12 protein-coding genes and 1 riboswitch are annotated in these 14,602 nt (G+C 46.1%); of the genes, 9 read left to right on the forward strand and 3 right to left on the reverse strand.

Going from position 1 to position 14,602, the window contains the following annotated elements; translation table 11 throughout:
* Positions 1–97: 97 nt before the first annotated feature.
* The 4 genes from ACH33_RS05890 to ACH33_RS05905 all read left to right on the forward strand — a co-directional run bounded on the left by ACH33_RS05890 (position 98) and on the right by ACH33_RS05905 (position 5,645).
* Positions 98–541: a hypothetical protein gene (locus tag ACH33_RS05890; protein ID WP_057898162.1), complete on the forward strand. Its 444-nt coding sequence runs from the start codon at positions 98–100 to the stop codon at positions 539–541.
* 206 nt (positions 542–747) lie between these two features.
* Positions 748–4,551 (forward strand): dynamin family protein, encoded by a 3,804-nt coding sequence (locus tag ACH33_RS05895; protein WP_236782013.1) that lies wholly within the window; start codon positions 748–750, stop codon positions 4,549–4,551.
* A gap of 88 nt (positions 4,552–4,639) precedes the next feature.
* A complete protein-coding gene (locus ACH33_RS05900) occupies positions 4,640–5,065 on the forward strand; it encodes a YugN family protein (protein ID WP_057898164.1) in 426 nt (141 codons plus the stop codon).
* A 100-nt stretch (positions 5,066–5,165) separates the two neighbouring features.
* Positions 5,166–5,645, forward strand: a complete 480-nt coding sequence (locus ACH33_RS05905) for a FixH family protein (protein ID WP_162265003.1) — start codon at positions 5,166–5,168, stop codon at positions 5,643–5,645.
* 71 nt (positions 5,646–5,716) lie between these two features.
* Here the strand turns inward: ACH33_RS05905 and brnQ are convergent, their stop codons facing one another.
* Positions 5,717–7,054 (reverse strand): branched-chain amino acid transport system II carrier protein, encoded by a 1,338-nt coding sequence (gene brnQ / locus ACH33_RS05910; RefSeq protein ID WP_057898166.1) that lies wholly within the window; start codon positions 7,052–7,054, stop codon positions 5,717–5,719.
* A 308-nt stretch (positions 7,055–7,362) separates the two neighbouring features.
* On the opposite strand from brnQ, the gene ACH33_RS05915 reads away from it, so the two are divergent.
* A complete protein-coding gene (locus ACH33_RS05915) occupies positions 7,363–7,866 on the forward strand; it encodes a DUF3907 family protein (RefSeq protein WP_057898167.1) in 504 nt (167 codons plus the stop codon).
* 158 nt (positions 7,867–8,024) lie between these two features.
* Here the strand turns inward: ACH33_RS05915 and ACH33_RS05920 are convergent, their stop codons facing one another.
* Complete coding sequence (locus tag ACH33_RS05920) at positions 8,025–9,437, reverse strand: S8 family peptidase (RefSeq protein WP_057898168.1); 1,413 nt, start codon at positions 9,435–9,437, stop codon at positions 8,025–8,027.
* 295 nt (positions 9,438–9,732) lie between these two features.
* Here ACH33_RS05920 and acsA point away from each other — a divergent pair, with 295 nt between their 5' ends.
* Both acsA and thiD read left to right on the forward strand, forming a co-directional pair.
* Positions 9,733–11,454: an acetate--CoA ligase gene (gene acsA, locus ACH33_RS05925; RefSeq protein WP_057898169.1), complete on the forward strand. Its 1,722-nt coding sequence runs from the start codon at positions 9,733–9,735 to the stop codon at positions 11,452–11,454.
* 88 nt (positions 11,455–11,542) lie between these two features.
* A riboswitch (TPP riboswitch) is annotated at positions 11,543–11,643 on the forward strand.
* 106 nt (positions 11,644–11,749) lie between these two features.
* On the forward strand, positions 11,750–12,562 hold the full coding sequence (thiD, locus tag ACH33_RS05930; protein WP_057898170.1) for a bifunctional hydroxymethylpyrimidine kinase/phosphomethylpyrimidine kinase: 813 nt from the start codon (positions 11,750–11,752) through the stop codon (positions 12,560–12,562).
* 150 nt (positions 12,563–12,712) lie between these two features.
* Here the strand turns inward: thiD and ACH33_RS05935 are convergent, their stop codons facing one another.
* Positions 12,713–13,081, reverse strand: a complete 369-nt coding sequence (locus tag ACH33_RS05935; RefSeq protein WP_057898171.1) for a restriction endonuclease subunit S domain-containing protein — start codon at positions 13,079–13,081, stop codon at positions 12,713–12,715.
* Positions 13,082–13,241: 160 nt separating this feature from the next.
* Here ACH33_RS05935 and ACH33_RS05940 point away from each other — a divergent pair, with 160 nt between their 5' ends.
* The gene (locus tag ACH33_RS05940; RefSeq protein ID WP_057898172.1) at positions 13,242–13,640 is read left to right on the forward strand and encodes a helix-turn-helix transcriptional regulator; all 399 of its coding nucleotides are present in this window, start codon (positions 13,242–13,244) and stop codon (positions 13,638–13,640) included.
* A 226-nt stretch (positions 13,641–13,866) separates the two neighbouring features.
* The gene (locus tag ACH33_RS05945) at positions 13,867–14,451 is read left to right on the forward strand and encodes a class I SAM-dependent methyltransferase (RefSeq protein WP_057898173.1); all 585 of its coding nucleotides are present in this window, start codon (positions 13,867–13,869) and stop codon (positions 14,449–14,451) included.
* The last annotated feature ends 151 nt before the right edge of the window (positions 14,452–14,602 follow it).

The raw sequence follows: 14,602 nt of genomic DNA on the forward strand, positions 1-14,602 counted from the left end.
ATTGTCACGAAACATCTGCTCGCTCATACGTGGCAAATTATAGTATAGGGAGAATCTAATGGTTATATAGTGTCAGGTACGAAGAAAGGAGAACTCGATGAAACAAATCGCATGCCCGTATTGCGGAAAACAAGTTACAGGAAATCATCGATATGAAGTGAAGTGCTATCACTGCGGTAAGTACAGCTATCTGACGGACGGCTTGTCGGCAGTGGAGGAAAAACAGGAGTTGTATGATGCCGCGCGTCAATATGCATATACGTATGTGCCTGAAGATGTCCGCGAATATGTGGATAAATATGGTCTTGCACAATCCGGGCCGACGACGCTTCGCTGGTTTCGTGATCACGAAGAAGATGCATATCGAAAAATGAAGAAATTTCTTGATGAACAGCTGGATGAACAGACATTGAAGCGCTTGCATGATAAACACGATGGCAAGTTGCCATTCGTGTTGTTTGTGCTTGACTTTCTGAATTTTCCGTTGCGCCGCGCGTCGCTAGAATGGCAATTGGATCAGTCGAGTAGCTGCGATTTTTAACATATTCTGCGTAAGAGAAGTTTCATAACCATGTACCAATCCTTATCCGGGTATACGGATAGGGATTTTTTTTATGATGTAGGAAAAAGGGGGAAAACTTATCCCAAACGGCAAAAATAAGCGGGGCAAAGGTTGCGTTGTGCGTGAGGGGATGATAGATTAGTGACATAAAATGTACACAAATAAGAAGAACAACGGTGAGTGGAATGATTGAGACAATTGAACGCCTGACACAGGTTCAGGAGGAACAGATTTCGGTTCCTGCTGAAGTATTGTATTACCGTATTGAGAAAGTAAAGGAAGATTTTTCTGCCGCGGGAGACGAAAAAAATGCTAAAAAGGCAGGGCAGTTGCTTGAAAAGTTGCTAAAGAAAGAATTTACCGTCGCTTTTTGCGGGCATTTTTCCGCTGGTAAATCAAGTATGATTAATGCGATTATGGGAAGTCAGGTACTGCCTTCCAGTCCGATTCCGACCAGCGCCAACGTCGTCAGCATCAAAACCGGAAAAAAAGCGGCTCGCATTTTTTTTAAGCACGGTAAAACGATCGATTTTGGCCCGGAATATGACATCAATGAGCTAAAAACGTACGCGGTGAACGGGGATGAAGTCGAGACGATCGAACTGTACCATCCGTCCAATTTGCTCGGCGAGGTCATTAGTATTATGGATACTCCGGGCATCGATTCGACAGATGATGCCCACAAAGTTTCGACCGAATCGTCGCTTCATTTATCTGACGCGGTGTTTTATGTGATGGACTACAACCACGTCCAATCAGAAGTTAATTTCCAATTTACGAAGGAACTAAAAGATCGGGGCGTGCCGGTTTATCTTGTTATTAACCAGATTGATAAGCATGTCGACTTTGAGCTTAGCTTTACCCAGTACCGCGAGAGCGTAATGGACGCTTTTCGCCACTGGGACATTGAGCCAGATGGTGTTTTCTTTACTTCTTTAAAAGATCCGTTTCATTCCGAAAACCAATGGCAGGAGCTGCTCGCGCAACTAGGTCGGATGTTCAAAGGGAAGGAAAGGTTACTCATTCCGAGTATTTTTCGCGCCACGTTATATCTTATTGCTGAACATCGTAAGTTTTTGCATGAAAAGCACGCGCTTAAGCGCGAGCCTTTTGAGCGCTTGCTTGAAGAAAAAGCGGATGGGGAGAATATACAGGCGCGATACGCCGCATTATCTACTCGTCTTGCTTCACTTTTTGAAACAGCAGAGAAGTTTGAAAAAGAGGGAAAGCGGGAATTGCAGAGCATCTTGGACAACGCGCCGCTCATTCCGTTTTCAACCCGGGAACTGGCCCGCTTGTTCTTGGAGAGTCGCCAGCCGGGGTTTAAAGTTGGTTTTCTATTTTCGGCAAGCAAAACAAAAGAAGAAAAGGCCAAACGGCTGAACGATTTGTACGTGGAATTGTCGCAGAACACTTCCGCGCACTTGGAGTGGCATATTAAGGAGTTGCTTCGTACGCTGCCGGAAAAGTATGGATATGATGATAGCGAATATCAGAAACATGCTATGGAGTTCAGTGTCAAGTTTGACGAAGACTTGCTGGTACATGCCGTAAAACCGGGTGCGCTTACAGGCGGTGAAGCCGTTTTGAACTATTCAAAAGATATTGCAGACGCGGTCAAAAGTCTGTACCGCCGTGCGGCGCTGACCATGATCGAAGGCGCGGCGCAGGCGCTACGTCGTCAAGCGGAGGAGCAGGCGCAGGATATCAAGCGCGAATTGGAGGAAATCCGCGGGTTGAAGGAAGCACAAGACGCGCTGGTTGCGCTCAATCGAAGAGAAAGCGAGGCAGAAGCGCGCCTGACCGATGTGCTTATCAATGGAATTCCGGGCGAAGAGCAGGCTCCGCCGCTTCAAGCGTATGAACAACAGAAGGCGGAACGGGTTGAAGTGCCGCAAGCTCCAGACGATAGGGCCACGGTAAAAAGGCCAGTTCATTTAGCGGTGAAAAAAGAAGAAGCAGAATCATCCGCTTCTTATTCTTCCCCAATTAAAAAAGATTATAAGTCTTTCATGTTAAAAATGGCTGATATGCTGCGCCGGAGCGCGCAAGTTATTCAGGATATTCCAGGGCTTGCGGGAAGTGCGTGCGCGATGGAACAGCGGGCTGAACGCCTCGAGAAAAACCGTTTCACCGTCGCGCTGTTCGGTGCGTTCAGCGCGGGCAAATCGTCGTTTGCGAACGCATTGATGGGTGATTTGATTCTGCCGGTATCGCCGAACCCAACGACGGCAGCAATTAATAAAATTTTGCCGCCGGATGAAAACAATCCACACGGCAGTGTCCGGGTACGTTTGAAAACACGTGAAGACATTACAAATGATGTGTTGCATTCGCTTGAGGTATTCGGTATAAGCGCTGAAACGATCGAACAAGCAGTTGAATGCTCGTCAGCGCTGGATGCGAAAGATGTGCATCCAACCGCGAAGCCGCACTATAGTTTCTTGCGCGCAGTGCAAAAAGGATACAGCGAAATCGAGTCGCAGCTTGGCCAAGATTTAATAATCGGACTAGAAGAGTTTCGGGAGTTCGTGGCGCAGGAGCATAAGGCGTGCTTTGTAGAATGGATTGAATTATATTACGATTGCCCGCTTACCCGACAGGGCATTATTCTCGTGGATACGCCAGGCGCCGATTCGATCAACGCTCGCCATACCGGGGTAGCGTTTGAATACATTAAGAATGCAGATGCTGTTTTGTTCGTGACATATTATAACCACGCGTTTTCCCATGCGGACAGGGAGTTTTTAATCCAGCTTGGGCGTGTAAAAGATACGTTTGCGATGGATAAAATGTTCTTTATCGTTAATGCAGCCGATCTGGCCCGTTCGCAGGAAGAACTTGAAGGTGTGGTGGAGCACGTCGTGCAAAATCTTGCCACTTGTGGTATTGTGCGCCCGCGCATTTATCCCGTATCCAGCCAGACAGCGTTGCTTGCACGAATGGGGGCGCATGGGAAGTTGAACGAGTCGGCTGCCGGAATTCTTCGCAAGCGACTTGGCGTCGCAGCGGAAGCGCCGTTGCCGTCCGTGGCGGAAGCGCTCCACTTCTCTGGCCTTTCTCATTTTGAAAATGAGTTTATCGCGTTTACGTTGGAAGAGCTAACGAGGATTGCTCTGAACGAAGCATTTGCTGAGGTGCGCCGCGTGCTTCAGACGATGGACGATTTAATCGCCACAGCCCGTCAGGACGCTTCTTTGCGTGATCAGCAATTAAAAGCGGCGGAAGCGCGCAGGGAACAAGCGCTGCAAACAATACACGAGCTGGACACGGCGGCTGATATTCAGGCGCTGGAAAAGGAAATTCAGGAGCTTGTTTATTATGTCAAACAGCGTGTTATGCTTCGGTTCAATGAAGCGTTCCGCTATTCGTTTAACCCGGCTTCACTTAAGGATGATGGGCGCGGGATACAAAAGACATTGCAGCTGAGCTTGGAAGAGTTGTCACGTTTTCTGGCGTTTGATCTGGCACAGGAGATGCGTGCGACTGCGCTGCGCGTCGAAAGGTTTATGGCACAAACAGGCGAAAAAATCCGTGAAAAGCTAATGAATCGGATGCAACTTGAACATTTTACATTGCGTGCCTGGGAACATCCAACTTACAATACACCAGATTTCAGCGCCGATTTCCCGGAAGGTACCACTGATGAATTGAGAAGCTCATTGAATTTCTTTAAAAATCCGAAGCAGTTTTTTGAGCAGGGGGGGCAGGAAAAGATGAAGGCCGATCTTGAGCGAAAATACCAGATCCCTGTGCAGGCATACACTGCACAAGGCGAAGAGGTGCTTCGCAGTCACTATGTTCCTGCCTTTAAAGAAGAGATTGCCGCGGCGCAAGCGAGAGCGGTGACCGAGGTGGAAGAGTATTTCGCCGGGCTTTTCGCTGTGCTTGGTATGAAGATCAATATCGAAGGTCTTATGGATCGCCGGAATCAGGTAAATAGCATGTTGATGCTTGTTGAAAAAGAAATAAATGTAAAAGAAAAGTAAATCATCCCTCGTCACCCTATGTTTTTTTTACTATAATAAATAAAAAGCGTAAGAAGACAGAAAAAAGAGTATGGTGGGTGAATGCCGGATGAAAATTGTCGAAACGAACTTAATCGGCCAGGAATTTTCGTTTGATTTAGTTGACACGGTATTGCATGACATTGGGTTTAATCGCGGCGGCATGTTTGACTATGATTGGGCAGCATATGATTATCCACTTATGACATCCAAAATCGGCGATTATGTGTATTTGCGTATTTTTACGCGCGCTACATCCGGGGAAATTGAACGCAGCAACTGCATGGTGAAGGTGACTGATGTTATGATCTCTGGAGCCAAGTATCATGAAGGACTTGATTTTAACAAAGAGATCGAAAAGCGTTATGTGGATCGTTCACGGGAGATTTTGAATGAAGTGGCCCAGCACTTGAAAATGGATAAGATAGAAATTAACATCCGTGATGCCAGCGCTGAGGAGTGCCAAGCGCGTAGCGGCGTCCGTCCTGTGTTTTAAGGAAAGCGAACGAAAGTTTCCGACCGTATATAATGGTCGGAAACTTTTATTATTATTTGGAAACGGCTATGATAAAAAGGAAATAAAAGGGCGAAAGAGGATGGGAAATATGTTGGGTGTGAAAAAAATAGGCTGGTCTGTTCTGCTTTCTTTGTTTGTTCTCGTCGCTTGTAGCGCGAACGAGAAAGAACAATCAGTTTCGCAAAATGATGGCGGATTGCAAGTTACTTTTACAACGCCGAAAAAAGTGGAAGCAGGAAAAAAGACGGAATATACGGTACATGTTTCGCGAAATGGAAATCCCGTTGCTGATGCAGAAGTCATCGTGCATCTTGAAATGGCGGATATGGACCATGGTTTAAACGGGTTTCGGGGCAAAATGACCGAATCGGGCGTGTATAAGGGACAAGCTGTGCTGCCGATGGGAGGAGACTGGATTGCGTACGTAAAAGTAAAGAGAGGATCGGAGAAGGTGACGAAACGGTTTGAATTCAAAGCAGAGGGAGGAATGATGTCTCCGGAAGAACTGGAAAAATCAGGTTTACATGAAAATGGATCGCTTAAGAATCCTGATTTCTAGATGGATACAAAAACGAGCATATGCTTCTGGCAAATGCTCGTTTTTGCACATGTCCATCAGCTTCACACTATTTATTGTGTGACTGTTTTGCGGAAAGAAGAAAGCGAAACAATTCCCCCGATGATTATCCCAAGGAGAGCGGGAATGATCCAGCCCATACCTTGACTCATTAGGTCGCTCATTAACGGTAACTTACTTAGCGCTTCGGTTATACGCTCCGTTTTCACGCCGGTGACAGTCAGCCCATCAAGCACCGAGATGAGAGCCGCTCCGATAACGCCGCCCGTATAAACAGAACGGTGTTCTTGGAATGCTCGGCCGCAAAGTGTTAGCACAATCAGCACAATGGCAATTGGATAGAGCGTAACAAGCAGCGGCACAGAAATCTTTAGAATAGTAGATAGACCAAAATTGGAGATCGTCAGGCTAGATAATATAAGCATTGTCATGATCGCACGATAGGACAAACGATTGCCTGTTATTTTTGAGAAAAATGCCGCGCAGCTTATAATTAAACCGACCGCTGTCGTTAAGCAGGCAAATGTAACCGCAAACCCGAGCAAGGTTAACCCGGTTTGTCCAAGTAGGTGCTTGGAAAGAAGCGTAATCAATTGTCCCCCGTTTTCATACGCTCCAACTGCGGGGCCGCTGGTAGCTCCGAGATAGGTCAGGCCGATATAGAGCAGACTGAGGCCGATAGCCGCAATGAAACCGGATTGCATGATTACCTTTGCCTGTGCCTTTTGCTCACTTATACCACGTTCACGTACCGCGTTAGCAATTACGATGCCGAATACGAGTGCTGCCAGTGTATCCATCGTATTATATCCTTCCAGGAAACCTTTTGAAAACGGTTTTTCCAGTGTAGTCGGCGTGTAATCGCCAAGCGGCGCCAGCGCACCACGGATAAGCAAAATAGCCAGCAGCGCAATCATAAACGGTGTGATGACTTTTCCAAAACGGTTTACCAATTTACTTGGGTTCAAGCACAGCCAGTACGTAATTCCGAAAAATACAACAGAGTATACGAAAAGACTCCAGGCAGACGTTTTGGCTGCTTCTGGCAAAAACGGCGCCACTCCGATTTCAAACGCGACTGCACTTGTCCGTGGAATTGCTAAAAGTGGCCCGATCGATAGGTAGGTTAGTACAGAAAAAATAGTAGCGAACATCGGATGGATACGATGTCCTATGTGCTGGATATTACCGCCAGCGCGCGCGACGGCAGCCACCCCGAGCAGAGGCAGGCCTACGCCTGTTATCAAAAACCCTAAAACAGCCTCCCACATCTTAGAGCCTGCATCATGTCCGAGTGTTGGGGGGAAAATAATGTTACCCGCTCCCAAGAAAAGCGAGAATGTCATTAATCCGATCGCAAATAATTCTTTAAATGATAAAGCTTGTTTCATAGTGCCTCCTTGGAAAAGATAACAGAAATAACAGAATTTTTTGTCGTTCTTTATCGAACGACTTATTTATCATAACATATTTAATTTATAAATAAAGTATAGAAGATGAATTCGTAATTGATTGTTTATTCTGCAAATTATTAGAAGCGGACGGAAAGAAGATCGGCAGCTATTCTAGTGATCGGGATAAACAATTAAGAATTTTTAAACATTATTTTTTAGCGAAATAATGCTAGGTTAGTTGTAACAAATTTGTTACAATTCAATGTAAGAGGGAAGAGAAATCTTATAAGATTGGAGGGTGTCTTATGCCAGAGACTCAGTTGAAAGAAATCTGTGAGGAGTCCTACAACAGGCTGAAAAAGGTTTGTATGGAATTGGAGAAATTTTTGAACACCACAACATTAAATCAGCTTGTGCAAGCGTCTTCAGACCCTGAACAGTATGAGTCATATTACCGGGATTACCTGTCAGATCTCCGCCATTTACTCGTCAATTGTGAGAATGCGTATGAAAAATTAGGTATTTGTTTGCGACGTGCCCGTTTCAACAAAGAATTTGCGGAAGAGGCCCTCTACTTGGTGTACCATACGTGTGTGAACTTATTTTTCTATCCTAAAGGGGAAGTGTATGAGGAAGATGGACGCAATTCGTACACAGGTCGCGATGCGATTATCTTCCACAAAGAAGTGACGCCGGAATTGAAAGCGCTGACGTTAGGAATGTCCAAGGTATTCGAATATTTGCGTGACGAGCTTCAATATTATGAGACAGATTACGTAACTATGAAGCGTATGAGTGCAACACATTAAACAGTTAAATGAAAACCTCCGTTATCCGCTTTCGGGATGACGGAGGTTTTTATTACTTAAAAAAGTATATTTTGCTTTAAAGTGTAAAAAGTAATATACTTTCTTTTTTTATAGTTTAGAGAAGAAAAAGTTACGAAACGTTTGCCCGCGCGCTTTTCTCATGGAAACAATTTCTGAAGCTGTTCCCAGAATGTATTTTTTTGTGTAGGTTTAGTGGCTGAAGGCGTGGTATTTTGCGTGTGGGTGCCGGCCAACTGCAGGGCGTGGGGTACGTTTACAATGCCGTATCCGTAATAATGATCCCAGCCAGGCTGACCCGCGTCCCAGGTAGCTGCACGTATAATTTTCATAACTTCGCTATTGTTTAGTTCCGGGTTTAGCGAACGAATAAGCCCGGCTAACCCGGCGACATGTGGGCACGCCATGGAAGTACCGGAAAGGGAGGCGTAGTCACCCTGCACATATGTGCTTGGAATATCCACGCCTGGCGCCGCTACGTCGATGTAGGAACCGTAATTCGAAAAATTCGCCTGATTTCCTTGCCAATCAATCGCAGCGACGCTGATAACTTCCGGATATGCGGCGGGAAAACTCGGTTGGGAGGTGTGATCGTTTCCGCTGGCCGCCACCATGACAACGTTTTTACTAAATGCGTATTTGATCGCATCATGTAGTACGTTAGACGGGTGATAATTGCCCACACTCATATTAATTACGCTGGCTCCGTGATCGGCTGCCCAAATGATACCGCGGGCAATATCGAACGATGAGCCGCTTCCGTCGCTTCCAATACCTTTAATAGGCATAATTTTATTGTTCCAAGCAATGCCTGCAATTCCTTCACGGTTGTTTGTTTTGGCAGCGATAATTCCGGCGACATGCGTGCCGTGGCCGTTATCGTCCTGAGGGCGATCGGAGTCGTTGAGCACATTATGGCCTTTGACAAGCTTGCCCTGGAATTCGGGGTGCGTCAGATCGACCCCTGTATCGATGACCGCGATGATGACGTTTTCTCGCCCTTTGCTAATGTCCCAAGCTTGTTCCATGTTAATGGCAGGCATATTCCATTGGTAGCGTGGATAAAGCATATCGTTTGGCGTTGCGTTGGGAAGCAAAAGATAGTTTGGCTCCGCAAACTGCACGTTTGGCCGCTTGTTGAAATATGCGATCAGTTCGTCGGCAGACATGGTTCGCGATTTGAAAATATACATGCTGCCGAATCGCGCTTTTTCCCAGCCGTTAATTGCCTGTATCATTTGTTTGAGCTCGGTGGGAGAAGGCGGACGCTTGAATTTTACGGTCACTTCGCGTTTCATGTAGTGGCTTGTTTCATTGCTGTTGTGATGAATTGTGATGACGTGTTCACTATTGTTCAGCCTGGTGCGTGTTTCATTCAGTCCGCTGATGTAGTTAATGCGGTAAAATTTATGTGGTTTTGTCTGTTGTGAAACAGATGAAGTGTCCGGTTTCTTTGGAGGGGCTTCGCTTTGTTCTGGCTGGGCCAGAAGAAAGCAAGCACCCGCAAAAATGACAGCCAGCCCGCCTACCGCGTATCGAGTAAAGTTTCTCATAGCTATCCTCCTTTCCGCAAGCGTGCGGTTAGGTATAGCGTTTGGCTGGCACCTCGATCGTATGAACGGTGAATTTTAACAGCTGCTTTTAACAGCATATTAAGCGTAAAGGAAACATCAATGAAAACTAAAATAAATATAAAAAATCATAATTTTAAAAAGGTAAACGCTTTATTTTGTCGAATACATGTAGTACATTGTTATATAACAAGATGTATACAAACACCAAGACATATAGATAGAACGATAAGGGCTTGGGGAAAATTGCATTCGTTTGGGGATGGGGGTAGAAATCATGGCTACAAAAGAAGGACTACAGGATATTATGATGCTTGACGAAACGGCAAATTTAAAAAATTACGAGGAAGCCGTTCGTACCATGGATTGGAAAGAAGTGGAGAAGAATTTTTCCTGGCATGAAACAGGAAACGTAAACATTGTATACGAGGCGATTGATAGGCATGTAGATACAGGAAATGGCGATAAGATCGCGTTGCTTTATATGGATGGAGAGCGGGAAGAACGATACACGTACGCGGAGTTGCGTCAGTTGTCCTGCCGATTCGCTAATGGATTGAAGGCGAAAGGTGTAAAAAAAGGTGACAGGGTCTTTATTTTTATGCCGCGCAGTCCCGAGCTGTATATTGCTTTGCTTGGAATTGTACGCATCGGTGCCATCGCGGGTCCGCTGTTTGAAGCGTTTATGGAGGATGCGGTGCGCGATCGTTTGCTGGACAGCGGTTCCGTGGCTGTCGTAACGACACAGTCCTTGCTGTATCGCATTCCTGTGGAGGAATTGCCGGAATTAAAACACGTGATTCTTGTCGGAGCCGAAGGAAAAACAGCAGAAAATCAAACGTTGTATCAGGAACTAATGTCCATATCCGATGAATATATAATCGAGTGGGTAGAGCGTGAATCAGGCATGCTGTTGCATTACACATCGGGCTCCACCGGTAAGCCGAAAGGCGTTTATCAGGTGCATGATGCCATGGTGCATCAATACCTGTCCGGAAAATGGGTATACGACCTGCGCGAAGGTGATGTTTACTGGTGTACGGCGGATCCGGGATGGGTAACCGGAACATCAGCGGGTATGTGGGCGCCGTGGTTGAACGGTGTGACGGTTGTGCTGCGCGGTGGACGCTTTAAGCCAGCCGATTGGTACGCTACGCTGGAGAAATATAAAGTGAACGTGTGGTTCAGTGCGCCGACCGCATTTCGTATGCTGATGGGTGAAGGGGATGAATTGCCGAAACGGTATAACCTTTCCCATTTGAGGCATATTCTTTCAGCGGGAGAGCCGCTTAACCCGGAAGTTATCCGCTGGGGATTGGATGTGCTGAACCTACGTATTCATGATAACTGGTGGATGACAGAAACGGGTTCGACCATCTGCGCAAACTACCGTTCCATGCCGATTCGTCCGGGTTCGATGGGGAAGCCGTTGCCCGGCATTAAGATGGCGGTTGTTGATGACGAAGGCAATGAATTGCCGCCGAATACAATGGGGAACCTCGCGATTATGCCACCATGGCCGGCTATGATGCGCCAAATCTGGAACAATCCGGCTAAGTATGAAGAATACTTTAGAACTGGTTGGTATATTTCTGGTGATTCTGCGTATATGGATGAAGACGGCTATTTCTGGTTTGAAGGGCGCGTGGATGATGTCATTAATACGTCCGGCGAACGTGTTGGTCCATTTGAGGTTGAAAGCAAACTGGTAGAGCATCCGGCGGTGGCAGAAGCCGGCGTAATCGGGGTACCGGATCCGGTGCGTGGAGAGATTATTAAGGCGTTTATTACGCTTCGTGCAGGATATGAGGCGAGTGACGCTCTAAAAGAAGAAATTCGTCTTTTCGTTAAAGAGCGTCTTGCTGCACATGCGGCACCGCGCCAGATCGAATTTCGCGACAAGCTTCCAAAGACGCGTTCTGGCAAAATTATGCGTCGTGTGCTAAAAGCGTGGGAGCTTGGTCTGCCGACTGGTGATCTGTCGACTATGGAAGAGTAAAAGAGTCAAAAAGAGAGGATGATTCTTTTCTGGTTCTTCTTGACGCTTTGGCGTAGAAGGAGTACCATTGGAATGAACTCAATACGAAAACCGCCACTAGGGGAGCTCTTGGGCTGAGAGAAGCGCTTGCTTCGACCCTTAGAACCTGATCCGGATAATGCCGGCGGAGGGAAGTGGACGGGTGATGCCGCGTAGCTGCGCTTATATATGCATCTCACACGCCACTCCACCGGGGGGCGTTTTTTGTATATGAAGGGAAAATGCAGGAAGCAGACAGCGAAGAGAGGTGTGTATAATGACAGTGCATAAAGCACTAACAGTAGCAGGGTCTGATAGCGGCGGCGGCGCCGGTATTCAGGCGGACTTAAAGACATTTCAGGAGCTTGGTGTATACGGCATGTCCGTACTTACCGCACTTACGGCACAGAATACGCAGGGGGTACACGGCGTGTTTCCAGTTCCTCCTGAGTTTATCGCGCAGCAAATGGATGCGGTGCTTTCGGATATCGGGACGGACGCAGTAAAAACGGGGATGCTATTTAATAGCATCATTATTGAAACGGTCGCAAAAAAACTCAAGGAATATAATGTGCGTAATTATGTGCTCGATCCGGTCATGGTTGCCAAAGGAGGTGCCCCTTTGTTAGTTACGGAAGCGGTGGCTGCCGTCAAGGAACATCTGCTGCCGCTTGCGACGGTCGTTACTCCTAATCTTCCGGAGGCGAAAGTGTTGACAGGCATGGAAAAGATTGAAACGAAAGAAGAGATGAAAGAAGCGGCTAAATTGCTTCACGATTGGGGGGCGCAACATGTAGTAATTAAAGGTGGACACGGCACAGACGACATTGTGACCGACCTGTTGTATGACGGGCGCGAGTTTGTAGAATTGTCCGCTGAACGATTCCATACGCAGCATACGCACGGTACCGGCTGCACGTTTGCGGCCGCCATCGCGGCGGGGCTCGCCTCTGGAAAAAACGTTCGGGAGGCAGTAAAGCAGGCAAAGGTCTTCATTACGGCCGCTATTAGTCATCCGCTCGGTATCGGACACGGCCACGGTCCAACCAACCATTGGGCGTACCGAAGAGAAGGAAGCAACGATGTTTAAGGCATGAAATAAATGGGCGTGTTTTGCAGTAAGTATAGAAAGAAGAAATGAGGGGTCAGGCTCGTAACAGAAAAGGCTCGTGTCTTTTTTGTTGCCTATTCCTGACCTCTCGCCTTATTTATAGAATCTTACTGAAATTTTACTGAATATTTATATTGTTGCTTTTTGGTTTGCGTTTTTACTCTTTTTCAGTGTTTCTTTGATTTCGTTCAGTGTTGACAATATTTCATCATCCAATCTTTCGTCCAGTTTTTCCACCTTTTCTTCCAACTGGATGACCAGTTGGGCGACGCGGGCAATTTCTTCTTTGCTGGGCAGGTTATTTTCATTGAGAATTTGGTCTACCATCTTCTTGTATTGCTCCTGGGAATAAAAAAACCATTTTTGATATTCTCCGATCATAGACGCGTATTCTGTTGTCTTAATGAAATCGTCTATCGTTTTCCCGAAAGTTTTTTCCACAAGGTCGTACCAACTCTTCCACATTTGCACTGGATCGAACGTTTGATTGGATGCCACGCGAATCCCTCCTGTTTTTAATCTCTCACTTTTATATTACGTATGGTAGGTAAAATATACAAACAAAAATCTTTAAAAAATTAAAAAATATATGTTATTTTTCTGTTTGGTTGTTCGTATAGTGAAATGAATAGGACACGATAAGGGGGAGAAGTATGTTATGGGGAATAGCAAAAACGAACATAGTAAAGATAAAGTTTACGTCTGTAGCGCGAGCGCGCCGAAAAATTTACTGATACCCTGTGTCTTGCTTTTGCTCCGCCGGATGAGTAACTATGGATATCAAATTGTTCATGATTTGGTAGAATTCGGATTTTCTTCTATTGATCCTGGTTATGTATACCGGATCTTGCGGCAGTTAGAGAGTGAAAAATTTGTGCAATCACGTTGGGAAGTTTCCAGCGGGGGACCTCCCAAAAGGATGTACTCTATCACTGATGTAGGAAATGAATACCTTGATACGTGGTCTCAAGCCTTAGAAAAGTATCAATACACATTGAAGCGTTTTTTTAGCATGTATGAACGGCTTTTATTTTCTTCAACCGAAAACAAAAAGTAGATTATTTTTAAGAAAGCAGAAGTGCTTCAGGTGTATATCAGCCGTTTCAAATTTCATGTTTTGCGTAAAGGATGCTCGTGACTTCAGTCATGAGAGGAATTTACGCTAGACTCAGGCGTGCCTTATGGCACGTGAATGAGCCTACATCCCTCGTTTCTATTCACAGCATGTAGCATTCTATTCCTTAATTAGCTAGAATTGAGGAAAAGGGGCGGGAGGTGAAAGCATGGATTACGTAGAGCGGAATCGGGCTTCTTTTGATAAACTGGCCAATCAGACAGGGGTGAAATGGCGTCATCATGAACTGACGATACAATTTATTTCAGCGTTTCAAATGCTTCTGGGCGGTAATTGCGTGTTGGATCTCGGTTGCGGCGCGGGGCATGATGCGCTTCGGCTCAAGCGGTATGACCTGCAGGTGCAAGGGCTTGATATTAGCGAAGTTATGCTTGAGCAGGCCAAACAAAAAGTCCAGGGTGTGGAATTTATTCAAGGGGATTTCCGCCATATTCCGACGGGAAGCGAACGGTATGACGGTGTGTGGGCGAACGCTTCACTCATTTATCTTACAAAAGAGGATTTACATAAGGCTTTAGATGAAGTATATCGAGTATTAAAGCCGGGTGGTGTATTTTTTTCTTCTTACCGTCTGGGTGAAGGAGATGTGGTTATTGACAATATCTTTCACCAATTGTATGGAGAAGAGGAGATTCAGAATGTTTTGCGTTCGCATGGCTTCCGCATTTTTGATAGGACGAATACAGGAGGCGGAGACGAACCGTACCTGAGCCTTTATGCCATTAAGCAATAATCCATTTGATTACATAAAATAGCCAAAGGAAGTCCTTCCTTTGGCTATTTTTGGTGATGCGCCTGGCATGGGCGTCATCTCCAGGGTTCAAGTCCCGAATGGCGAAAGCAGTAGTAGCCATTAGCTTAAGACAAGGGTGTCGACCAAACAA

The sequence above is a fragment of the Aneurinibacillus sp. XH2 genome (genome assembly GCF_001439585.2).
Lineage (GTDB): Bacteria > Bacillota > Bacilli > Aneurinibacillales > Aneurinibacillaceae > Aneurinibacillus > Aneurinibacillus thermoaerophilus.

What these genes read in the sequence shown, in the direction of transcription:
- acsA (WP_057898169.1), top strand. Translation starts at nt 9,733, where the DNA reads ATGGCTACAAAAGAAGGACTACAGGATATTATGATGCTTGACGAAACG.
- ACH33_RS05900 (WP_057898164.1), top strand. Translation starts at nt 4,640, where the DNA reads ATGAAAATTGTCGAAACGAACTTAATCGGCCAGGAATTTTCGTTTGAT.
- ACH33_RS05915 (WP_057898167.1), top strand. Translation starts at nt 7,363, where the DNA reads ATGCCAGAGACTCAGTTGAAAGAAATCTGTGAGGAGTCCTACAACAGG.
- ACH33_RS05895 (WP_236782013.1), top strand. Translation starts at nt 748, where the DNA reads ATGATTGAGACAATTGAACGCCTGACACAGGTTCAGGAGGAACAGATT.
- ACH33_RS05945 (WP_057898173.1), top strand. Translation starts at nt 13,867, where the DNA reads ATGGATTACGTAGAGCGGAATCGGGCTTCTTTTGATAAACTGGCCAAT.
- ACH33_RS05905 (WP_162265003.1), top strand. Translation starts at nt 5,166, where the DNA reads ATGGGAAATATGTTGGGTGTGAAAAAAATAGGCTGGTCTGTTCTGCTT.
- ACH33_RS05890 (WP_057898162.1), top strand. Translation starts at nt 98, where the DNA reads ATGAAACAAATCGCATGCCCGTATTGCGGAAAACAAGTTACAGGAAAT.
- brnQ (WP_057898166.1), bottom strand. Translation starts at nt 7,054, where the DNA reads ATGAAACAAGCTTTATCATTTAAAGAATTATTTGCGATCGGATTAATG.
- ACH33_RS05920 (WP_057898168.1), bottom strand. Translation starts at nt 9,437, where the DNA reads ATGAGAAACTTTACTCGATACGCGGTAGGCGGGCTGGCTGTCATTTTT.
- thiD (WP_057898170.1), top strand. Translation starts at nt 11,750, where the DNA reads ATGACAGTGCATAAAGCACTAACAGTAGCAGGGTCTGATAGCGGCGGC.
- ACH33_RS05940 (WP_057898172.1), top strand. Translation starts at nt 13,242, where the DNA reads ATGGGGAATAGCAAAAACGAACATAGTAAAGATAAAGTTTACGTCTGT.